This is a genomic window from Plantactinospora alkalitolerans (assembly GCF_015690345.1).
Lineage (GTDB): Bacteria > Actinomycetota > Actinomycetes > Mycobacteriales > Micromonosporaceae > Plantactinospora > Plantactinospora alkalitolerans.
Genome location: NZ_JADPUN010000236.1, coordinates 1 through 22,416 on the forward strand (window position 1 = coordinate 1; position 22,416 = coordinate 22,416).

At 70.0% G+C, this 22,416-nt stretch carries 15 protein-coding genes; 12 read left to right on the forward strand and 3 right to left on the reverse strand.

What is annotated here, in order from left to right; all coding sequences use genetic code 11:
- From I0C86_RS26610 to I0C86_RS26640, 7 genes are all read left to right on the forward strand, one after another.
- Positions 1–2,873 (forward strand): NEW3 domain-containing protein (locus I0C86_RS26610; protein ID WP_196204026.1); only part of this gene is annotated, 2,873 nt, incomplete at its 5' end.
- 103 nt (positions 2,874–2,976) lie between these two features.
- Positions 2,977–4,002, forward strand: coding sequence for a zinc-dependent alcohol dehydrogenase (locus tag I0C86_RS26615; RefSeq protein WP_196204027.1), 1,026 nt, complete (start codon positions 2,977–2,979; stop codon positions 4,000–4,002).
- The gene (locus tag I0C86_RS26620) at positions 3,999–4,760 is read left to right on the forward strand and encodes an SDR family oxidoreductase (protein ID WP_196204028.1); all 762 of its coding nucleotides are present in this window, start codon (positions 3,999–4,001) and stop codon (positions 4,758–4,760) included. Before I0C86_RS26615 ends, I0C86_RS26620 begins: the two co-directional genes overlap by 4 nt.
- Positions 4,757–5,635: an amidohydrolase family protein gene (locus I0C86_RS26625; RefSeq protein WP_196204029.1), complete on the forward strand. Its 879-nt coding sequence runs from the start codon at positions 4,757–4,759 to the stop codon at positions 5,633–5,635. The genes I0C86_RS26620 and I0C86_RS26625 overlap by 4 nt, the downstream gene beginning before the upstream one ends.
- Positions 5,632–6,618 carry an aldo/keto reductase gene (locus I0C86_RS26630; RefSeq protein WP_196204030.1) on the forward strand — a complete coding sequence of 329 codons (987 nt, stop codon included), beginning with the start codon at positions 5,632–5,634 and terminating at the stop codon, positions 6,616–6,618. Before I0C86_RS26625 ends, I0C86_RS26630 begins: the two co-directional genes overlap by 4 nt.
- Positions 6,619–6,969: 351 nt before the next feature.
- Entirely contained in the window at positions 6,970–9,363 is a 2,394-nt protein-coding gene (locus tag I0C86_RS26635; RefSeq protein ID WP_196204031.1) for a ricin-type beta-trefoil lectin domain protein, read from the forward strand.
- A gap of 167 nt (positions 9,364–9,530) precedes the next feature.
- Positions 9,531–10,343, forward strand: coding sequence for an RNA polymerase sigma factor (locus I0C86_RS26640; protein ID WP_196204032.1), 813 nt, complete (start codon positions 9,531–9,533; stop codon positions 10,341–10,343).
- A 606-nt stretch (positions 10,344–10,949) separates the two neighbouring features.
- Here the strand turns inward: I0C86_RS26640 and I0C86_RS26645 are convergent.
- Positions 10,950–14,492 (reverse strand): ThuA domain-containing protein, encoded by a 3,543-nt coding sequence (locus tag I0C86_RS26645; protein ID WP_196204033.1) that lies wholly within the window; start codon positions 14,490–14,492, stop codon positions 10,950–10,952.
- A 511-nt stretch (positions 14,493–15,003) separates the two neighbouring features.
- Between I0C86_RS26645 and I0C86_RS26650 the strand changes: the two genes are divergently transcribed.
- From I0C86_RS26650 to I0C86_RS26670, 5 genes are all read left to right on the forward strand, one after another.
- Positions 15,004–16,515 (forward strand): sugar ABC transporter ATP-binding protein, encoded by a 1,512-nt coding sequence (locus tag I0C86_RS26650; RefSeq protein WP_196204034.1) that lies wholly within the window; start codon positions 15,004–15,006, stop codon positions 16,513–16,515.
- A gap of 173 nt (positions 16,516–16,688) precedes the next feature.
- Positions 16,689–17,663, forward strand: a complete 975-nt coding sequence (locus I0C86_RS26655; RefSeq protein ID WP_196204035.1) for an ABC transporter permease — start codon at positions 16,689–16,691, stop codon at positions 17,661–17,663.
- Positions 17,664–17,665: 2 nt separating this feature from the next.
- Positions 17,666–18,649 (forward strand): ABC transporter permease, encoded by a 984-nt coding sequence (locus I0C86_RS26660; RefSeq protein WP_196204036.1) that lies wholly within the window; start codon positions 17,666–17,668, stop codon positions 18,647–18,649.
- A gap of 10 nt (positions 18,650–18,659) precedes the next feature.
- On the forward strand, positions 18,660–19,847 hold the full coding sequence (locus tag I0C86_RS26665; protein ID WP_323373864.1) for a substrate-binding domain-containing protein: 1,188 nt from the start codon (positions 18,660–18,662) through the stop codon (positions 19,845–19,847).
- A 7-nt stretch (positions 19,848–19,854) separates the two neighbouring features.
- Positions 19,855–20,706 carry a sugar phosphate isomerase/epimerase family protein gene (locus tag I0C86_RS26670; protein ID WP_196204037.1) on the forward strand — a complete coding sequence of 284 codons (852 nt, stop codon included), beginning with the start codon at positions 19,855–19,857 and terminating at the stop codon, positions 20,704–20,706.
- A gap of 134 nt (positions 20,707–20,840) precedes the next feature.
- On the opposite strand, the gene I0C86_RS26675 is transcribed toward I0C86_RS26670, so the two are convergent.
- Both I0C86_RS26675 and I0C86_RS26680 read right to left on the reverse strand, forming a co-directional pair.
- Positions 20,841–21,854: a LacI family DNA-binding transcriptional regulator gene (locus tag I0C86_RS26675; protein ID WP_196204038.1), complete on the reverse strand. Its 1,014-nt coding sequence runs from the start codon at positions 21,852–21,854 to the stop codon at positions 20,841–20,843.
- Positions 21,855–22,054: 200 nt separating this feature from the next.
- The coding region (locus I0C86_RS26680) for a cellulose binding domain-containing protein (protein ID WP_196204039.1) at positions 22,055–22,416 on the reverse strand (362 nt) is incomplete at its 5' end.

Genomic DNA, 22,416 nt, shown 5'->3' on the forward strand with positions numbered 1-22,416 from the left:
CCGGGCCGCTGGCCGGTACGGCCGGAGCCGTCCCGGCGGCCCGGGCGATCGTGGTCGGCCCCACCGGAGCCGTGGGCGCCGACGACAACGGCCCCGGTACCCGCGCCCGGCCGCTGGCGACCCTGGCCGAGGCCCAGCGGCGGGCCCGGGCCGCCGCCGCAGTGGGGGACCGGGACGTCGTCGTGCAGCTCCTGTCCGGCACCTACCGGCTGACCTCGCCGCTACGCTTCGACGCCGCCGACTCCGGCCGCAACGGGCACACGGTGACCTGGCAGGCCGCGCGCGGCGCGAAGCCCGTGCTGAGCGGTGCCCGGGCGGTCACCGGCTGGGAACTCGACGACGCCGCGACGGGTGTCTACCGGGCCGACGTCGGCACCGGCTTCGACACCCGACAGCTCTACGTCGACGGGGTCCCGGCGCAACGCGCCCGGCTCCGGCTGGCCCGCACCGACATCACGCTCACCGCGACCGGATTCACCCTCGACAACCCGGATCTGGCCTACCTGGCGACGCTGCCCGACCAGGCGCGCATCGACTTCCAGGCGATGCTGTCGTTCACCAACCGGTTCGCACCGGTGCAGAGCATCGTCGGCGACACCGTCACCATGGCGCAGCCGGCCTGGGACAACAACACCTACGGGTACGACACCGTCCAGTCCCCCCTGCGGACCCCGACCTTCTTCCTGCTGAACTCCAGGCGTTTCCTGGACGAGGCCGGTGAGTGGTACCTCGACACGACCGCCGGGACGCTCTACTACAAGCCGCTGCCCGGTCAGGACATGACGCGGACCCGGGTGGAACTGCCCCGTCTGGAGACGCTGGTCCAGGTCGGCGGCAGCTACGAGGCGCCAGCCCGGAACCTCCGCTTCGAGGGTCTGACCTTCACCGGCACCACCTGGCTGCACCCCAGCTCGCCCGACGGCTACGCGAACCAGCAGACCGGGGTCTTCATCACCGGGCCCCAACCGGACCGGCCGGCCGACGGATTCACCTCGTGCGACTTCGGCTGCCGGGGATTCGAGGGTTCCCGGAACCACTGGGCGCAGGCCGCCGCGGCGGTGCAGGTGTCGGCGGCCGAGGGCATCGACATCGTCGACAGCACCTTCGTGAACCTCGGCTCCGTGGGGCTGGGTATCGGCAACGACGCAGGCGCCCACGCCACCGGCGTCGGGCTGGGCGCGCACGACGTCTCGGTCGTGGGCAGCACGTTCACCGCGAGTGCCGGCGGCGGCATCGTGGTCGGCGGCGTACGGCCGGACGCCCACCACCCGTCCGACCCGCGCATGGCCAATCGCGACATCCGGATCAGCGACAACCGCGTCTACGCGACGGCGCGGGAGTACCTCGACCAGGCCGCGATCTTCGCCAGCTACGTCACCCGGCTGGCCATCGAGCACAACTACGTCTCCGACCTGCCCTACACCGGCATCGGGATCGGCTACGGCTGGGGCGCCAACGATCCGGGTGGCAGCCCCGAGTACCTGGGCCGGGGGCTGTACGACTTCCAGCCGATCTACGACACCCCGACGACCCTGGGCGACGTCCGGGTGGTCGGCAACCACGTCCGCAACGTCGTCCAGACGATGTTCGACGCCGGCTGCATCTACACCCTCTCCGCGATGCCCCGCAGCACCATCGACGAGAACCTCTGCGAGAACAGCGGCCAGCTCGGTCTCTACTTCGACGAGGGATCCCGATACCTGCGCGGTTCCCGCAACGTCTTCATCCGGACCGCCGGGCAGTGGGCGCACGCCAACAACCAGAACGGCAACCACACCGGTGACATCACCCTGACCGGGAACTACGCGACCAACCCGGCGATCACCGGCCTCGTCGACGGCAGCCGGGGCAACACGGTCCGGGACAACGTCACCATCACCGGCGGCAACATTCCGATCGAGGCCAGTCGGGTGATGTACCAGGCGGGTCCGACCGGCAGGTACCGTGGCCCGGCCGACGCGCAGCGTCCTCCGGTCGGCGCCTTCCTCACCGCCGACCGGACCACCGTCGGCGTCGGCGGAGCCACCACGGTCACCGCCACCATCGAGAATTTCGGCGACCGTCCGGCCGTCGCCCTGACCGCCTCGATCACCCTCCCGGAGGGCTGGCTGGCGGTCCGCACCGGGAAGCGGCCGAGCCCGGTGGTGGCCCCGGGCGCCTCGACGACCGTGTCGTGGCGGGTCACCGCGCCCGGGTCGGTCCCGACCCCGGTCGTGACGGCGGACGCCCGGGTGGCGGTGGGTTTCCGGGCCGAGCGGACCGCCTACGCCGTGGACCGGACGCTGACGCTGACCGCGGTCAACCCGCTGACCTCGGCGAAGGGGTACGGCTCGGTCCCGAGCCAGTTCGCCGAGGCCGACGGCGGGTACGCCATCCTGACCTCCGGCACCGACATCTGGCAGGACGGCGGCGGCTCGTTCGACGAGTACGGCGTGATCTACCACGACGACGCGGTCGGCACCGCGGGCATCGTGACCGCCCGGGTCACCGCCGTGGCGAACACCAACCCGTGGGCCAAGGCGGGCGTCGTGCTGCGCAACGATGTCACCGGTGCCGCCTCGTCGCCCGGGTACGCCGTCCTGGTGGTCACCCCGGGCAACGGCGTCGCCTTCCAGTGGGACGCGGACGGCAACGGTTACCTCGACTCGTTCAGCGGGGTGGCCGGGGTCAGGGCACCGGCCTGGGTCCGGCTGGTCCGCTCCGGCACCGAGGTGAGTGGCTACTGGTCCACCGATGGCGACACCTGGACCAAGGTCGGCCCCACGGTGAACCTGCCAGGCATCTCCGCCGCGCAGGACGCGGGACTGATCGCCACCTCGCACGCCGCCGGCGTGACGGGTCAGTTCAGCTTCACCGACTTCACCGTGAGCTGATCGCCAGTACTAGAAGGGCTCGTGGATGCGCCGCCACGGCGGTGCGTCCACGGCCGTGCCCGGTCGGGACGATCGACGTACCGGCCGTCGAGACGGAGGATCGATGAAGGCAGTGGTCTACCAGGGGGCTCGCCACCTCGGGATCGAGGAACGGAACCCGGAACCGCCGGGTCGCGGCCAGGTGCGGATCGCGGTGGCCTACACCGGCATCTGCGGCACCGACCTGCACATCTACCACGGGGACATGGACGCCCGGGTCGGCGCCTCGGCGATCATCGGACACGAGATGTCCGGGCGGATCGCGGCCGTGGGGGAGGAGACCACCGGCTGGTCCGTCGGCCAGGCCGTCACCGTGATGCCGACCCGGTCGTGCGGGCGGTGCGTCGCCTGCCGGCGCGGGAACTCCCACGTCTGCCACGCCATGAACTTCCTCGGCATCGACTCGCCGGGAGCCATGCAGTCCTCCTGGAACGTACCGGCGGACCTGGTCCTGCCGCTTCCCGAGGACCTGCCGCTCGACCACGCGGCGCTCGTCGAACCGGTCGCGGTCGCGGTGCACGACGTCCGGCGGGGCAACGTGACCGCCGACGACCAGGTGGTCGTGGTCGGCGGCGGACCGGTCGGGGTGCTGATCTCCATCGTCGCGAAGGGCCGTGGTGCGCGGGTGCTCCTCGTCGAGCCGGACCCGTTCCGGCGCGCCGCCGCGAACGGGATGGGAATCGAGGCCGTCGATCCGGGAACGAACGACGTCGTGGCATTGGTGAACGACCGCACCGACGGCGCGGGCGCGGACATCGCCTTCGAGGTCTCCGGCTCCGCCGCCGGGATCGGTACCGCGGTGGATGTCCTGACCACCCGTGGCCGGCTGGTGATGGTGGCGATCCATCCCCGGCCCCGCGAGGTAAACCTGCACCGGTTCTTCTGGCGCGAACTGGAACTGCTCGGCGCCCGCCTGTACCAGCGGGACGACATGGCGGAGGCGGTCCGGTTGGTCGCCTCCGGTGCGATCCCGGCGGAACAGCTCATCTCCCGGGTCGAGCCCGTCGAGGCGGTGGACGACGCGTTCACGGCTCTGGAGGGCGGCGGCGTGCTGAAGGTGCTGCTCGACTGGCGGGAGGAGGACCGGTGACCGCCCTTTTCGACCTGTCCGGACGGACCGCTGTCGTGACCGGTGCCCGGCGCGGCATCGGCCTGGCCATGGCCGAGGCACTGGCCCTGGCCGGTGCCGACGTCGTCGGCGTCTCCGCCCAGATGGAGGCGGAGGGAAGCGAGGTGGAACGCCGGGTGCGGGCGGCCGGCCGCCGGTTCACCGCGCTGCGGGCCGATCTCGCCGACCGGGCGGCCGTGCACCGGTTGGCCCGGGACCTCATCGCGCTCGGTCCGATCGACATCCTGGTGAACAACGGCGGGACGATCGCCCGTACGCCGGCCGCCGATCATCCGGACGAGATGTGGGACCACGTCATCGAGGTGAATCTGAGCAGCCAGTTCGTGCTGAGCCGGGAGATCGGCCGGACGATGGTCGAGCGTGGCCGAGGAAAGATCATCTTCACCGCGTCGCTGCTGAGCTTCCAGGGTGGCATCACCGTTCCCGGTTACGCCGCCTCGAAGTCGGGGGTGGCCGGGCTGACCAGGGCGCTGGCGAACGGGTGGGCGGCCCGGGGGGTCAACGTCAACGCCATCGCTCCCGGGTACAGCGCCACCGACAACACCCTGGCACTGCGGAACGATCCCGATCGTGACCAGGCCATCCTCGCCCGGATCCCGGCCGGCCGCTGGGGCGGCGCCGACGATCTCGGGGGTGCCACGGTGTTCCTGGCGTCGGCGGCGTCGGACTACGTCAACGGGATCGTGCTGCCCGTCGACGGCGGATGGCTGGGCCGATGACCGGCGGACAGGTGCCGGGCCGGCCCGGGATCATCGACGCCCACCACCACCTCTGGGTTCGGGCGCGGCATCCGCAGCCGTGGATCGACCCGGTGTCCATGGCGGCCATCGACGCCGATTTCGCGCCCGCCGACCTGGCCCCGCTGGCCCGGGCCGCCGGGGTCACCGGGACAGTCGTGGTGCAGTCCATCGCCTCGGTGGCGGAGACGGTGGACCTGCTGGGCATCGCGGCCGACAGCACCCTCGTCCTGGGGGTCGTCGGCTGGGTGGACCTGACGGCCGACGACGTCGGCGACCGGATCGCCCGACTGCGGGCGGCACGGGGCGGGGACCGGCTCGTCGGCATCCGCCATCTCGTCCAGGGCGAGACCGACCCGGCGTACCTGGACCGGCCGGACGTCCGCCGGGGGATCGCGGCGGTCGGCGCCGCCGGTCTGGTCTTCGATCTGCTGGTCCGCCAGCACCAGCTACCCATGGCCACGCGTCTGGCGCACGACCTGCCGCAGGTGCGGTTCGTCCTCGACCACCTGGGCAAGCCGGCGTTGGGCCGGCCGGAGCTGGCGGACTGGGCCCGGGACCTGCGGGCACTGGCGACCACGCCGAACACGACGGCGAAGCTCTCCGGCCTGGTGACCGAGGTTCCACGGCCGGACTGGACACCGGAGGACCTCCGACCGGCCCTCGACGACGCGCTCGACGCGTTCGGGCCGGACCGGCTGATGTTCGGCTCGGACTGGCCGGTGTGCCTGCTCGCCAGCTCGTACCGCCGGTGGATCGAGGTACTGGCGGAGTCGCTGGGTGACCTCGACGCGGCCGAGCGGGCGCTGATCTGGGAGCACACCGCGCGGCGCGCCTACCGGCTGGGGGCGTCGTGAGGACCTCCGCGCTGCCGCGCCGCCCGGCGGTACGCCTGACCGAGCTGGGGTTCGGCGCGTCCCAGGGCGGCAACCTGTACCGGGCGACCACGGAGGAGGAGTTCGCCTCGGCGGTCGACACCGCGTGGGACGCGGGTGTCCGGTACTACGACACCGCGCCGCACTACGGCCTCGGGCTGTCCGAGCGACGGCTCGGTGCCGCGCTGCGGCATCGGCCGCGCGACGAGTACGTGGTGTCGACGAAGGTGGGTCGCCTGCTGGTACCCACGCCGGAGGATGCGCACCGGCGCGACCCGGAGGGTTTCGACGTCCCGGCGAGTCACCGACGGAGCTGGGACTTCAGCCGTGACGGTGTCCGCCGCTCGATCGAGGCGAGCCTCGACCGCACCGGTCTGGACCGGATCGACGTCGTCTACCTGCACGACCCCGACGACCACTGGGAACAGGCCGCGACCGAGGCCGTGCCCGCCCTGGTCGAGCTGCGGGACCAGGGCGTCGTACGCGCCATCGGCGCCGGCATGAACTCCTCGGCGATGCTGGCGCGGTTCGTCCGGGAGACCGACATCGACCTGGTGATGTGTGCCGGGCGGTACACCCTGCTGGAGCAGGGGGCGGCCGGTGACCTGCTGCCCGCCGCCGTAAGCCGTCAGGTGGGCGTGGTGATCGCGGGCGTCTACAACTCGGGGCTGCTGTCCCGGGACCGGCCACCGGTTGACGCGCTGTACGACTACCAGCAGGCACCGTGGGAGCTGATCGAGCGGGCGCGGCGGATCGCCGTGGTCTGCGAGGCGTACGGGGCCACCCTGCCGCAGGCGGCGCTCGCCTTCGTACGGCGGCATCCGGCCGTGGTCTCGACGGTGGTCGGTGTGCGCAACGGATCCCAGGCGACCGATGCCGTGCGGCGGTCGGAGGCCGCCGTGGCGGACGAGCTCTGGGCCGCGCTGGCGGCGGCCGGTCTGCTGCCGGCGCCGCAGCCGGGGTAGGGCGCGGCGCCCGGGCCCGGTCGACGCCGGCTCGACCTGTCTCCGCCGGATCCTCGGCCGATCCGCCCCTGTGCCCGTTCACCGGCGTCCTGTCGTGGACCGGGTCGGTCCGATGGCCGGGTACGGGGCGGCTCTCGGCCGTTCCTTGCATAGACATCATTCGTATGATGAACTTTGATATCGAGTTACCGGCGCCGCTCCGGCGGCCGCTGCGGCTCGTTCCCGGCGTGGCTTTGCCCGGCCCCGCCCCTGCCGGTGGCGACTCGTCCCAACGCCACCAACCGCGCAGCGTCCATCAGTGACACAACCGGATCGTCCGCCACACCGCCACCTCAGGTAAGGAGACCTCCCGTGTCCATACCCCCAACTCCTACCGCCCGAAGGCGGGTGCTGGCCGGAGCCGCGGCGGCGGCGCTGACCGCCGCGGTCACCGCGACCGTGCTGGCCGGCTCGGCCGCTCCCGCGCTCGCCGCCACCACCACCCTGTACGCGTCCCCGTCGGGCAGCGGCACCGCGTGCACCACCGCCCAGCCGTGTTCGTTGACCGGTGTGCAGACCGCGGTCCGGTCCCGCACCGGCGCGATGTCCGGCGACATCGTCGTCGAGTTGGCCGACGGGGCGTACCGTCTCACCTCCCCGCTCCGGCTGACGGCCGCCGACTCCGGCACGAACGGCTACCGGGTGATGTGGCAGGCGGCGCCGTCGGCCCGTCCGGTGATCACCGGTGCCCGCGCGGTCACCGGCTGGTCCCTCGTGGACGCCGGGAAGAACATCTGGCGGGCCAATGTCGGCGCCGGTGTCGACAGCCGCCAGCTCTACGTCAACGGTGCCATCGCCACCCGGGCCCGCACCCAGGTCAACCGGGCCGATTTCACCGCGGACAGCACCGGTATGAGGTTCACCAACAGTGCGCTGAACTACCTGAACAACCTGGCCAACGAGAACCGGATCCAGATGGAGAGTGTCAACTCCTTCACCGACCGGTACGTCTCGGTGCAGAGCATCGCCGGCAACCTGATCACGATGCAGCAGCCTGGTTGGAGCAACAACAACTTCGGATACGACACCTTCACCAGTCCGCACCGGGCGGGTCCGCTCTACCTGAGCAACGCCTACGAGTTCCTGGACGCGGCCGGGGAGTGGCACCTCGACCCGGCAACCGGCGCCCTGTCCTACATCCCGCTCGCCGGCCAGAACATGAGCACCGTCAGTGTGGAACTGCCGACGCTCCAGTCCCTGGTGAACGTCGGCGGCACCTACGACGCGCCAGCGCACCACATGACCTTCAGCGGAATCACCTTCACCGGCACGAGCTGGCTCGGTCCCAGCAGCAACCAGGGCTACGTGGACCAGCAGACCGGTGCCTACATCTACGGCAACTGGAGCTGGCCCAGCTTCACCTCCTGCCACAACGGCTGCCCGCAGTTCGAGGCGACCCGACCGAACTGGCTCCAGTCGCCCGCCGCCGTGCAGGTCTCCGCCGCCAACAACATCACCTTCACCGACTCCCAGTTCGTCAACCTGGGGCAGACCGCGGTCGGCATCGGCAACGACGTCAGCGCCCACACCAGCGGGGTCGGCCTCGGCGCGAGCAACATCACCGTCACCAGGTCCGAGATCGCCCGCAACTCGGCCGGCGGCATCGTCGTCGGTGGCGTGCGGGCCGACGCCCACCATCCCGGCGACCAGCGCATGGTGAACCGGGACATCACCGTCAGCAACAACCGGCTCCATGACCTCGGTGTGGAGCACCGGGGCATCGTGTCGGTGCTGACCACCTACGTCACCAACGCCACCGTCTCGTACAACGAGGTCTACAACATGCCGTACACCGGCATGTCCATGGGCTATGGCTGGGGTGCCAACGACGCCGGTGGCAGCAACCACTACGCGGACCGCGGCCTGTACAACTACCAGCCGCGCTACAGCACGGCCACCACCGCCTCCAACAACCGGATCGTCGGCAACTACGTGCACGACGTCATGCAGCAGATGAACGACGGTGGCTGCATCTACACGCTGTCGGCCAACCCCGGCGGTCTGATCAGCGACAACTACTGCCTGCGTACCAACGGCTACTTCGGGATCTACTTCGACGAGGGCTCGCGCTACTACACCGCCCGCAACAACGTCTTCTCCGCCACCGGCACCTGGGCGACCGCCAACTACTGGTTCGCCGAGAACATGGGCAACTTCACCGTCCAGAACAACTGGTCGACCAACGGCAGCACCAATGTCACCAACGGCGACCGGGGCAACGTCGTCTCCGGCAACGTCACGGTGACGGGCGGCAACTGGCCCTCGGGCGCCCAGGCCGTGATGTCGGCCGCCGGGCCGCAGAGCGGCAACAGCCAGCAGAACAGGCAGATCGTCGGGGTCCAGTCCGGCCGCTGCATCGAGATCGGCGGATCGAGTACGACCAACGGCACCCAGGCCCAGCTCTGGGACTGCACCGGTGCGACGAACCAGCGGTGGACGTACACCGCCGGAAAACAACTGATGGTGTACGGCAACAAGTGCCTGGACGCGTCCGGTGCGGGCACCAGCAACGGCACACTGGCCATCATCTGGGATTGCAACGGTCAGGCCAACCAGCAGTGGAACGTCAACGCCAACGGCACCGTCACCGGCGTGCAGTCCGGACTGTGTCTCGACGCGAGTGCCAACGGCACCGCGAACGGCACGAAGCTTCACCTCTGGGCCTGCCACGGCGGCACCAACCAGCAATGGAACCTGCGTAACTGACGCCACGTGGATGGTTGGGGCCGGGCCGTGGCGCGGTCCCAACCATCGAAATCACGCCGGCGGCCGCCGCCGGCGGTCCCGGGGCAGGTACATCGCGATGGGCAGGTGCAAGTCAATCTTGTTGACGACGACCGTGTCTGACCGAGAGTTCGCCAACGGTGTAGAGCATGCCAGCCAGCGCGGTTGACGAGACGCGTCTCGTCATCGCCGCTCGGGCCGGCGACCGGCGGGCGCTCGACGAACTCGTCACGGCGTGCCTGCCCCTGGTGTACACGATCGTGCGGAGGGCCCTGGGTGGGCTTTCCGATGTCGACGACGTCGTGCAGGAGACCATGCTGCGCGCCCTGCGGGAGTTACGGGCGCTGCGCTCTCCGGAGAGCTTCCGTCCGTGGCTCGTGACGATCGCGAGGCGGCAGGTCGGCACCCACCTTCACCGGCAGCAGGTCGACGCCGAACGGACCGGGCCCCTCGACGAGGTGACGGATGCCCCGGATGCCGGCGCCGAGGCGTTGGCCCTGCTCCGGGTGGAGTTGTCCAAGCAGTGTGAGCAGGTGGTACGTGCCAGCCGGTGGCTGGACCGGCACGATCGGACGCTGCTGTCGCTGTGGTGGCTGGAGGCCGGGGGGCGGTTGACCAGGAGCGCCCTCGCGGCGGCACTGGCGACGAGTGTGGCTCACGCCGGCGTACGCGTTCAGCGTATGCGCAACCAGATGGAGCTGAGCCGGACGGTCGTCGCCGCGCTGGACGCAGATCCCGGGTGCGCGGAGTTGCGTGCCGTGCTGGAGGGTTGGGACGGCGTACCGAGCCCACTGTGGCGTAAGCGCATCACGCGGCATATCCGGTCCTGTCCGGTCTGCCCGCGTCGCTGGCAACCGGTTCCACTCGAACGGCTCATCGTCGGCCTCGAACTGCTTCCGGTCCCGTCGACCCTGTCGGGTGTGATGCTTCGCGCGACCGTCTTTCTGCCGCCGCTGCTGTAAAAGTGTTATCAACGGCTTCCATCGAAAGTCCGTACCCGAGAAGAACTGTTCGGCCGTCGGGTTTGCGTTACGCATTCCCACGTAGCTCTTGAAGGCTGCGAAACGATGTGGCAATCTCCCATATAACAATGTGAGCGTTCCTTCTCGACCTGCCTTTGAGGTCGGGAGCAGGGCAGATGTGGATGTGAACGCTAACCTCTGATGTTGGCGTGCGGGTTGCGAGGGAGGATCGATGAAGCGTCCCTCGTTGGTCGCGGCCATGCTGGCGCCGAGGCGGTCAGAGCGCCCTGCCCGGCAAATGGGGCAACGCATCCCTACGAACTCCACCTGCTAGTCGGGCGGTCGCGGAATCCCAGGCACGCATTGGCAGCGTCATTCACGCCGACATGTTCGCTGCCCGCGTGATCTGGGCAGGCCGGCGCGGAGAGGGCAAACTCCGCGCCGGTCTGGCCCGCGACCATCACCGGCGGTGCCGGGTGCCGGAGGTTGGCAGACCTGGACGACCGTCCCCGCTGACGCCGACGTCCCGGTCGGGACCGGCTCCATGTCTCGGATGCCGGCCCCGACCGGGACGTCACTGGCTACCGCGGATTCCGCGGCGTCCCGTCATACCGCGCCGAGCCGCCACTGCTGGTTGGTGCTGCCGGCGCAGTTCCACTGCAACACCCGGGCGCCATCGCTGGTGGCGGCGCCGTTGACGTCGACGCAGAGCCCGCTCAGCACACTCTTCACCGTGTACACCCCGGAGGTTCCGGTGGCGGTGGCGGTGAACTTCTGCTGGTTCCCGTTGTTGCAGGTGGCCTGCTGGAGGAAGGCTCCCGCCGCGGTCGAACTGCCGGTCACCTCGGCACACTTGCCGCTGTGCACCGCCTTCAGGTAGACCGCACCGCTACCGGCGTCGACGGCCTGCCACTTCTGGTTGTTGCCACCGGTGGCCGCCCACTGGGTGATCTGGGCGCCGTCGGCGGTGGAGACGCCGCTGACGTCCATCAGCTTGCTGCTGTGCTGCGCGGTGAGCGTCCAGGTCCGGCCCGCTATGCCGCCGGTGTTACCGCCGCCGTTACCGACGCCGTTGCCGCCGAAGGTGTGCGAATCGAGGTCGAACCCGCTGCCCTTGAACACCACGTAGAGGGTATGGGTTCCGGCGAGCGAGGCAACGCTCACCGGCGTCGTGGACTGGTAGTTGTCCCAACCGCCGGTGCTGGGCACCGTGGTGGTCGCCAGCAGCGTGCCGGTCGGCGAGTCGGCGCGCAGCTCGATCGAGCCGCCGCCGGACGGCGACGACAGCCGGTAGCTGACGTTCGTGATGCCCGACAGGCTCATCGGGGTGAACGCGATCCAGTCGTTGTTGGCGATGTCGCCGACACGCTTGCTGCTCTCCGCGCCGGCCTGGTCGACGACCCGGATGCCGGACTGGCTGCTGTAGTACTCGGCCTGCTTGTGCTTGGGCTGGAGGATCGCCTGCCCGGTACCGGTGAGCGGGGCCGCTCCACCGGCGCCACCGCTGTCCGTGTACCGCGCGTTGAGCACGTAGAACAGGTTCGCGCCGTCGGGGTGACCGCCGAGCAGATCGGTGGAGATGGTGCCCGAGCAGCCGGGATAGTCCGTGGTCTCGTGCGCGTGGTCGTCGTGGCCCAGGGCCGGGTTGACGATGACCTTCGTGCAGTCGACCGCGGTGCCGTCCGGGTCGGAGACACTGACCTGGTACGGCACCTTGTCACCGAAGGTGAGCATGCCACCGTTGACCGGGGCGGTGATGGTGACCACCGGTGCGGTGTTGCCGACGGTGATCTGGACGTTGGCGAAGCCGGTCTTGCCGGTGTTGTCGGTGACCTTCAGCTGTGCCGTGTAGTTGCCGTTGCTGGTGTAGACGTGTGACGGACTGGCCGCCGTCGAGGTGGTGCCGTCGCCGAACGTCCACTGGTAGCTCAGCGTGTTGCCGGGATCGGGGTCGGTCGTGCCGGCGCTGCTGAACTGGACGGTGAGCGGCGCGGTGCCGCTGGTGGGCGTGCCGGTGGCCTTGACGATCGGCGACCGTCCACCCTGGATGTAGTCGATCCGGTAGAGCCCGGAGTCGCTGTTCCCGCCACCGAAGTTGGTGCCCCATTCCAGCACGTAGAGCGAGCCGTCCGGGCCGAACTCCAGGTCCATCGGCTTGTTGAAGCTGCTGCGGGACATGAACGGGTTGGTGCGGGTGACCGCCGTGGCCGAGTCGAAGTGGACTTCCTTGATGTAGTTGCGCGTCCACTCGTAGAAGAAGTGCACTCCGTCGTAGTAGGGCGGGAACTTCGTCGCGGACGGGTTCGCCGGGTCGTACCGGTAGACCGGCCCACCCATCGGCCCGGAGCCACCGGAGCCGAGCTCCGGGAAGGTCGACGAGGTGCCGTAGCCGTACCAGATGTTCGGCGCGACGATCGGCTTGAGGCTGGTCAGACCGGTGTTGTTGGGGGAGTTGTTGACCGGCGCGTTGCAGTTGAACTTCGCGCCGACGACGCCGGTGTCCGGGTTGAACGGGGCGTAGGGCTGGTTGTTGCCGTGGCAAAACGGCCACCCGTAGTTGCCCGGGGACTTGATCACGTTGAGTTCGACGAGCCCTTCCGGGCCGCGGTTGGTGGTCGGGGGGTTCCGGTCGGGCCCGTAGTCGGCCAGGTAGACCCAGCCGTTCGCCGGGTCGATCGAGAAGCGGAACGGGTTACGGAAGCCCATTGCGTAGATCTCGGGCTTGGTCTGCGCCGTTCCCTGCGGGTAGAGGTTGCCCGTCGGTACGGTGTAGCCGCCGCTGGCCGAGGGCCGGATACGCAGCAGCTTTCCACGCAGGTCGTTGGTGTTGCCGGCGCTCCGGGCGGCGTCGAGGTTGGCCTTGCCGGACCGCCAGTCCAGCGGGGCGTAGCCCTGCCAGTTGGGGTCGAGGTTCGGCGGGGTGTCGTCGCCGGTGCCGATGTAGAGGTTCCCGTCCGGGCCGAACTCGATGTACCCGCCGGTGTGGCCGGGCTCGGGGAAGGTCCGGTCGCGGTACGCGGGGATGTCGATGATGGTGACCCCGCTGGACGTGTTCAGCGTGTCGCCGGTGAGCGTGTAGCGGGAGACCCGGTTGACGTCGGTCGTGCTGCTGGCCGGCGAGTGGTACAGGTACACGTAGCCGTTGGTGGCGAAGTTCGGGTCGAGCGCCAGCCCGGTGAGGCCGTCCTCGCCGCCGGTGTAGACGCTGAGCGTGCCGGCGGTGACGGTGGCGTTGGTCGACGGCTTGAAGATCTTCAACTGCCCGCCGCGCTGGACGTAGAGCACCCGGCCGTCGGGGGCCACTGCCAGCGCCATCGGGTCGGCGGTGTTGTCGTCGAGGGTGCGCTTCTCGAAGTTGCCCCAGACGGTACCGCCGCAGTCGCCGGGCTCGTTGCCGGCGGCCCACTTGACGCCCCCGAGGACGTGGTTACGGAAGTTGGTCTCGCTGTAGGACTCGATGGCGTGCCCCATCGCGGTGGCCCAGACCCGGCCGCCGCTGACGTTGCGGCACCAGGAGATCGGATGGTCCGGACCCATCGCCCGGGAGCCCGGGTTGTACGTGCGTTCGTCGGCGGTCACCAGGACGTGGACGTCGCCGCGCGGGTTCTTGTCGAAGTTGTACCACTCCTCGCTGCGGTTCCAGCGGTCCGGAAGGCTGGCCGTCGAGGGGTGCTTCTTGTCGGCGACGATGGCGGTGCCGGGCAGCACGCCGGGGGAGTGCTCCGGCATGTGGGCGCCGGCGTTGATGGTCTGGTCCCACCACGGGTATTCGCCCTCGATGCCCATGTCCGTGGCGTTGTGGATGGCGACGATGCCCTTGCCGCTGGCGATGTATCCCTCCACCGCCTGGCGCTGGGCCGCCGTGGTCCACACCATGCCCGAGGTCTGGAGCATGATGAGGACGTCGAAGGTCGCGAGGTTGGCGGTGGTGAAGACGCTCGAGTCCTCGCTGTGCACCAGTTCGAAGTTGTTCGCCGACGCCTGTTGCTGGAGCATCGAGACCCCGGCGGCGATCGAGTCGTGCCGGTAGCCGGTGGTCTTGGTGAACACCAGGGCTCGGAAGGCGGGAGCCGCCGATGCCGGGGGAGCGAGCGCGAGCGAGAGTAACAGCCCGGCGAGCACTCCGATGATCAATGTCTTGCGACGCATGCCGTCTCCTAGTTCGGGCGGGCAACGGGTTGCGGCCACGGGCCCGGCGGCGCGCCAGGTGGAGCCTGGGCACGCGTTCGGGCACGAGGTGCTGTTCGGTCGTCGTGCCGTCCGCCGAAACGGCAGTCAGCCTCGCAGGACGTCACAGAGTGTGGCGTCGGGAAGTCCTCGTCCCGTGGTCTGCAAGGTGTCGGGATGCACTATACATCGAAAACCATCGATTTCTACCGCTACGTGCCACGTCGTCCCTGGGCGGGGCGGCCGTGTCTGGCCCCTCGGTCCGGCGCCGATGCCGGTCGAGTGGCGGGCCGGCAGTCACCTCAGGTCGAGGATTGCGGAGCCGCATCCGAACATCTATCTTCATACGTGTGATGTTTCGCTCGTGTCAAGCGAATGTTTGCAACGGAAGAACGTAAGCCCTCACACCGCGTGCGAAAGTTCGTCGTCGTACGAGCAGATGACCCGCGCGGTGCCTGAATCACGTTGACTACTACCTATAAGGGCTCCTGCGATGTCAGATCCACGGCCGGCGCCGCTGCTAGTCCTGCGGGGTATCGGCAAGTCCTTCCTTGGAGTGCGTGTCCTGGACGGCGTCGACCTCGACGTCGCACCGGGCGAGGTCCACGCCGTCGTCGGTGAGAACGGCGCCGGCAAGTCCACCCTCATGAAGATCGTCTCGGGCGGGTACGCCCCGGACGAGGGCAGCATCGAACTCGCCGGTGAACCACGCGCGTTTCGCGGCCCGCGCGACGCGCAACGGGCCGGCGTCGGCATCATCCACCAGGAGTTCAACCTGCTGCCGGAGCGCACCGTCGCGGAGAACGTGTACCTGGGCCACGAGCCGGTACGCCGCGGACTGGTCGACCGTCGGGAGATGCTTCGCCGCACCGACGACCTGCTCGCCTCGATCGGGGAGACCGCGCTGCCGGCCGACGCCCGGGTGGGGCGTCTCGGCGTCGCGCAGCAACAGGTCGTCGAGATCGCCAAGGCGCTCGCCCTCGACGCGCGACTGCTCATCATGGACGAGCCCACCGCGTCGCTCGCCGACCACGAGGTCGAGCTGCTGTACGGGCTCATGCGCCGGCTCCAGGAGCGGGGCATCGGCCTGCTGTACGTCTCACACCGGCTCGCCGAGGTCTTCGACCTGTCCGGTCGGATCACGGTCCTCAAGGACGGACGGCGGGTGACCACGGTGGACACCGCGGACACCACTGCGGACGAACTGGTGCGGCACATGGTCGGCCGGGAACTGTCCAGCTACTACCCGGACCGGGCCGGCCCCGACGACCGGGGCCCGGTCCGGCTCACCGTCCGCGGCGGGGGAAACAAAAAGCTGCGCGGCGTGGACCTGGAGCTGCGGGCGGGTGAGGTGCTCGGCGTCGGCGGCCTCCAGGGTGCCGGGCGATCGGCGTTGGCCCGGGCGATCTTCGGGGCGGCTCCGTTCACGACCGGCGAGCTCACGATCGACGGCACGCCGATCCGGCCGCGCTCGCCCCGCGCCGCGATGCGGGCCGGCGTCGCCTACGTCACCGAGGACCGCAAGGGCGAAGGCATCGTCGCCCGGCAGTCCGTACTCGACAACGCGCTGCTCGCCAGCCGGGCCGTCTTCGCGGCCCGGTCCGGTCGCGCCGCCCGGACCGTACGGGTTCGTGAGCTGCTCGCCGCGGTGGAGGTCCGGGCCGTCGACGACGACCAGGAGATCCGTTTCCTGTCCGGCGGCAACCAGCAGAAGGTCGTGCTGGCCCGATGGCTCGCACTCAACCCGAGGATCCTGCTCTTCGACGAGCCGACCCGGGGCATCGACGTGGGGGCGAAGTCGGCCATCCACGATCTCGTCCGCCGCCTCGCCCGCGAGGGTGCGGCGGTTCTCATGATCTCGTCCGATCTGCCGGAGCTGCTGGGGATGAGTGACCGGATCGTCGTTCTGCGCGACGGCCGCGTCGCGGGCGAGTTGCCCGCCGGCGCGACCGAGGAGGACGTCGTCGCCCTGGCGGTCGGGACCGTGCGGGAGGCGGCCCAGTGAGTGTGAGGAGTGAGTCGGGTTTGCGAGCCCCGCAGTCGCGAACAGAGGCGGCCCAGTGAGCGTGAGGAGTGAGCCGGGTTTGCGAGCCCCGCAGTCGCGAACAGAGGCGGCCCAGTGAGCGTGAGGAGTGAGCCGGGTTTGCGAGCCCCGCAGTCGCGAACAGAGGCGGCCCAGTGAGTGGCATTTCGTTCCTGCCGGCCCGGCGGCCCGTACCGGGTGTGTTCGTGGCCCTGACCCTCGTTCTCGCGATCGGCTGGCTGGTCGTGGAGATCGACGGCGGCCAGCTGTTCAACCAGTCGACGACGGTCAGCCTGCTGCACGTCGCCGCCGGGCTCGGGCTCGTCGCCGTGGGCCAGACCCTGGTCATCCTCGGCGGCTCGCTCGACCTGTCGGTGGCGTACGTGCTCAGCCTCAGTACGCTCGTCGCCGCCGAGACGATGAACGGCCGCGACGGCGCGCTGTTGCCGGCGATCGGCCTGGCACTCACCGTGAGCGCCGGCGTCGGGCTGCTCAACGGGCTGCTCGTCACCAAACTTCGGATCAACGCGTTCATCGCGACCCTCGGCGTCGGGCTGCTGCTCAAGGGATACCTCGACAACGGTTACGACGGCCCCGCCGGCAGCACCGCGCCCTCGCTCGTGCAGACGCTCGGATACCAGCGCGTCGGTCCGGTACCGCTGTCCTTCGTTCTGCTGGTCGTCGTCACCGGGGCGGTCTGGTTCACGCTCTCGCGGACCCGGTTCGGCCACCACCTGGTCGCGATCGGCGGTGACCCGGAGGTTGCCCGGCTCTCCGGCGTCCGCAACGACCGGGTCCTGGTCACCGCCCACGTGCTCTGCGCCCTCTGCGCCGGGCTCGCCGGGATCTACCTCGCCAGCCGGCTCGGCTCGGGTGCGCCCCGGGTCGGCACCGAGGGTCTCTACGACCTGGAGTCGATCGCCGCGGTGGTGATCGGTGGCACCGCTCTCGCCGGTGGACGCGGCGGTGTCATCGGCACCGTCGGCGGAGTCGTGCTGCTCGCCAGCATCGACGCCATCTTCAACCAGCTCGAGGTGGACGCCTTCTTCAAGCAGGTGATCCGGGGCGCCATCATCATCGCCGCGGTCGCCATCTACGCCCGCCGGGCTCTGCGGAAGGCGGACTCCTAGCCATGCAGACCGTCCAACGCGCCCCGATGCCACTGCGGATCCTGCGGTCCCGTGCCGGTGGCGTCCTGCCGATCCTCGCGATCCTCGCCGTGCTGCTGGTGCTCGTCGCCGTCCGGCAGCCGGACTTCCTCGCCCCGCCGTCGCTGCTGTCGTTCCTCGGCCGCTCGGCGCCGATCATCCTGCTCGCCGCCGGCCAGTACTTCGTGATCGTCTCCGGTGAGTTCGACCTCTCCGTCGGTTCCCTGGTCACCGCCCAGGTCGTCGTCGCCGCCCGGCTCATCGACAGCGACCCGTCCCGAACCTGGCCGGTGGTCGCGGTGCTGCTCGTCGGCGGTGCGTTCGTCGGGTTGGTCAACGGTCTGGTCACGACACGGCTGCGGGTGCCCTCGTTCATCACCACCCTCGGCATGTTCCTGATCCTGGTCGGCGCGGTGTACCTCTGGTCCGACGGTGCTCCCAAGGGCGGGCTCTCCGAGGAGTTCCGCAGGTTCGGCCGACGCGCGTTCGAGGACGTGCCGGTGCTCGGTCGTGTCCCGTACGCCCTGGTCGTCCTGCTGGTCGTCGCCGCACTGGCCGTGCTGCTTATGCGCTCCGACTTCGGCCGCACGCTGGTCGCCGTCGGCGACAACCCGCGCACGGCCGAGCTGAGCGGGGTGCCGGTCTGGCGTACCCGGACCATCGCCTTCGTCCTCAGCGGACTCGCTGCGGCGGTCGCGGCGATCCTCCTCGGCGGCTACAGCGGCGTCTCGTTCCAGGCCGGCGCCGGCCTGGAGTTCGGGGCGATCACCGCGGTCGTCCTCGGTGGCGTCGCGCTGGGCGGCGGTCGAGGCTCGGTGGTCGGTGCGATGCTCGGCGCGTTGACCCTCGAACTGCTCTTCACTCTCATGAACTTCTACGGCGTCTCCGGCGCCCTCAGGTCGACCGTCCAGGGCGCGATCATCCTCATCGCCGTGGCGGTCTCGGGTTTGCGTTTTTCTTCCAGATAAGGGGATTTTAGTGAGACGACGTCATATGGCGGCCCTGGCCGCGGTCACCCTGTTGTCGCTCGTCGGCTGCGCCACCGACGAGCCGGCCGCGACTCCGTCGGGCACCGCCAGCGAGGCGGCGGGGGCGGGCACCGGGGAGCAGTCGAAGTTCTTCGTGCAGGCCGACTACGACAACGAGTTGGCGCTGCTGGCCGCCGCTCCGACCGGGCCGGCCGACAAGCCGTGGGAGCAGGCGCTCAACCCGACGATGGTGGACACCGCGAAGTTCAAGAAGCCCGGCCCGTACAAGATCTGCTTCTCGAACGCGGGACTGAACAACCCGTGGCGGCAGGTCGGGTTCAAGACCATGCAGGCCGAGGTCGAGGCGCAGAAGAGCCGGATCAAGGAGTTCGTCCACGTCGACGCGGAGGGCAAGGACCAGAAGCAGATCGCGGACATCAACGACCTGCTGGGCAAGGGATGCAGCGCGCTCATCGTCTCGCCCAACACCACCGCGACGCTCACCCCGGCCGTCGAGGCGGCCTGTAGCGCCGGGCTGCCGGTCGTCGTCTTCGACCGTGGCGTGAACACCAAGTGCCCGGTGACGTTCATCAACCCCATCGGCGGGTACGGGTTCGGCCACGTCGGTGCCGAGTTCGTCAGCCAGAAGATGAAGCCCGGTGGCAAGGTGCTCGCCCTGCGGATCCTGCCCGGCGTCGACGTCCTGGAGACCCGCTGGTCCGCTGCGAAGGTCGCCTTCGACAAGGCGAAGGTCGACGTCGTCGGGGTCGAGTTCACCGACGGCGACCCGGCCAAGACCAAGAAGATCGTGAACGACTACCTCCAGCGGTACGGCACGATCGACGGGGTCTGGATGGACGCCGGCGCGGTCGCCGTGGCGGCGGTCGAGGCGTTCCAGGACGCGGGCAAGCCGGTGCCGCCGATCAACGGCGAGGACCAGCTCGACTTCCTGAAGATCTGGAAGGACAAGAACCTCACCGCGATCGCGCCGACCTACCCGACCTACCAGTGGCGTACGCCGATCATCGCCGCGCTGCGGATCCTCGACGGCCAGCAGGTGGCCAGCCCGTGGAAGCTGCCCCAGCCGACCGTGACCCGGGAGAACCTGGACAGCTACCTGGACCCGAACATGCCGCCGCTGCACTACGCCATGTGCGGCTGCACCGACCTGCCCGGTTACCCGCAACGCTGGAAGTAGGTTCCGTTTGCACGCCATCGGTGTCAATCCCTGGGTGTGGGCCTCGCCGGTCGACGACAAGGCCCTGGCCGAACTGGTTCCACGGATCGCCGCGTTCGGCTTCGACGCGATAGAGCTGCCGATCGAGCAGCCCGGCGACTGGGATCCGGTCCGTACCCGGGACCTGTTGGCGACGCACGGCCTGGCCGCGGCCGGCGTCTGCGCGGTCACCCCGCCAGGGCGTGACCTCGTGGACGCCGCCCCGGCCGTCGTCGAGGCGACGGTGGAGTACCTGAAGGGCTGTGTGGACAGCGCGGCAGCCGTGGGAGCCCCGTGCGTCGGAGGCCCGGTCTACGCCGCTGTGGGCCGGACCTGGCGGATGACCCCGGCCGCCCGGGTGGCCTGCTATGCGGACTTCCGGGAAGCGCTGGCACCGGTCGCCGACCATGCCGGGGAGCGGGGCGTGTCCATCGGAGTGGAGCCGCTCAACCGGTACGAGACGAGTGTCGTCAACACCGTCGAGCAGACGGTGGAACTGCTCGACGGCCTGCCGCCGAACGTCGGCATCATGATCGACACCTACCACATGAACATCGAGGAGGCCGACCCGTACGGAGCGCTCGCCCTGGCCGGCCCGTACATCAAGCATGTCCAGGTCAGCGGCACCGACCGGGGCGCTCCCGGTGCCGATCATCTCGACTGGCCCCGCTTCTTCGAGGTGTTGGCCGGCACCGGTTACCGGGGCGCGGTCTGTATCGAGTCGTTCACCGCCGAGAACGAGACCATCGCGACCGCCGCGTCGATCTGGCGTCCGCTCGCCCCGTCACAGGATCGGCTCGCCCAGGACGGCCTGGCCTATCTCCGGCGGATCCTCGGCTGACTGGAGCCGTCGGCCGTACCCACCAGCCCGTTCCGCCTGAGGGGACGGCGGGCCGGGGCCCCCGCACCCGTGCGCGGGCCCCGGCCCCACGGGTGCGGGCTCCGGGCTCGACCGTGGGCGGAGCTTGCGGGCGGTCAGTGGTGCGGCGCGGGGCCGGTGCTGGAGCGCAGTGAGATCGGTGGGCTGTACAGCCGGTGGCGCGGCGGCGTCCGTGGCGCGGTGATGCCTTCCAGAAGCAGCGCGACGGCTTCGGTGCCCATGTCGACGATGGGCACGTCGGCGGCGGTCATCGGTGGACGGAACTCCTCGGCCCAGTGGCGTGCGGCGACTCCGATGACGGAGAAGTCGCGGGGGAGCACGAGCCCGGCCGCTTGCAGGGCCCGCTGCATGCCTGGCAGGGCGGCCTCGTTGATCGTGGCGATCGCGGTGACGTCGGGATACGCGGCCAGGAGCTGTTCCACGCACGCCTCACCGGCGGGGGCGTCGTCGCCGCAGCAGACGTCGACACCGGTCAGCCCCCGCTCGGCCACGGCCGAGGAGAAACCGGCCAGCGCACGATGACCGGGTCCGTAACCGGCGGCGACCAACTCGGCGGAACGATTCACCAGCGCGACGTGCCGATGCCCCAGGTCGGCCAGGTGGTTCACGCACTGGGTGATCAGACCGGCGTAGTCGACGTCGACCCAGCCCATGCCGTGCGGTTCCGCCGTGCGGCCGATGGTGACGAACGGCAGCCGGCTGTGTTGCAGTCGGGCCACTCGGTCGTCCTCGAGTCGGATCTCCATCAGGATCACGCCGTCGACCCGGCGTCCGCTGACGATCCGCTCGAAGGACCGGTCATGGTCACCGCCGGACGGCGACAGCAGCACGTCAAGATCCGCCCGGGCGGCCGCCTCCACGACGCTGGCGACGAATCCCAACTGCATGTCGGTCAACCGCTGGCTCGCCGGGGGGATCACCAGGCCGAGGGTGTGGGTCCGCCCCTCCCGCAGTGCGCGTGCGTTGGCGTTGGGGCGGTAGTCCAGCTCGTCGATGACGGCCTGGATCCGGCGCCGGGTCGACTCCGACACCGGACGTTTGCCGCTGAGTACGTACGAAACGGTGCTTCGGGACACGCCCGCCCGCCGAGCGATCTCCCCGATGTTCATCGCACCCCCGTGGTCGAATCGGTTCTCCGCCAGCCTAGAAGCCGGGCCGAAGTGGCGTCAACGGGGTCCGGGTGCGCGTCGGGTCCGAAGCCCTCCGCCGGTCCGGCCCGACGTGAGCCGCCCTGACCAGTGCGAACACTGGTCAGGGCATGCTCCCGGTCCGGCCCGTCCGGGTGCTCGTCGCGCCGGCCCTGGCGGGCTCAGCCGCAGGTGGCGCCGTTCAGGGTGAACTGCGTCGGCGTGCTGTTGGTGCCGCTGTAGGTGCCCTGGAAGCCGAAGGTGACGCTCTGGTTGGGGCCGACCGCGGCGTTGTAGCTGACGTTGCGGGCGGTCGCCTGGTTGCCGCTCTGGCTGAGGGTCGCGTTCCAGGCGTTGGTGACCTGCTGGTTACCCGGCCAGGTCCACTGCAACGTCCAGCCGTTGATCGCGGCACTGCCGGTGTTGGTGATCGTCACGCTGGCGGTGAAGCCGCCGGTCCAGCTGTTCGCCGAGTACCCGACCCGGCAGGCCCCCGAGCTGGGCGGAGGTGTGGTCGTCGGCGGCACGGTGGGCGGGGGTGTGG

What these genes read in the sequence shown, in the direction of transcription:
- I0C86_RS26660 (WP_196204036.1), top strand. Translation starts at nt 17,666, where the DNA reads ATGCAGACCGTCCAACGCGCCCCGATGCCACTGCGGATCCTGCGGTCC.
- I0C86_RS26650 (WP_196204034.1), top strand. Translation starts at nt 15,004, where the DNA reads ATGTCAGATCCACGGCCGGCGCCGCTGCTAGTCCTGCGGGGTATCGGC.
- I0C86_RS26625 (WP_196204029.1), top strand. Translation starts at nt 4,757, where the DNA reads ATGACCGGCGGACAGGTGCCGGGCCGGCCCGGGATCATCGACGCCCAC.
- I0C86_RS26615 (WP_196204027.1), top strand. Translation starts at nt 2,977, where the DNA reads ATGAAGGCAGTGGTCTACCAGGGGGCTCGCCACCTCGGGATCGAGGAA.
- I0C86_RS26645 (WP_196204033.1), bottom strand. Translation starts at nt 14,492, where the DNA reads ATGCGTCGCAAGACATTGATCATCGGAGTGCTCGCCGGGCTGTTACTC.
- I0C86_RS26675 (WP_196204038.1), bottom strand. Translation starts at nt 21,854, where the DNA reads ATGAACATCGGGGAGATCGCTCGGCGGGCGGGCGTGTCCCGAAGCACC.
- I0C86_RS26640 (WP_196204032.1), top strand. Translation starts at nt 9,531, where the DNA reads ATGCCAGCCAGCGCGGTTGACGAGACGCGTCTCGTCATCGCCGCTCGG.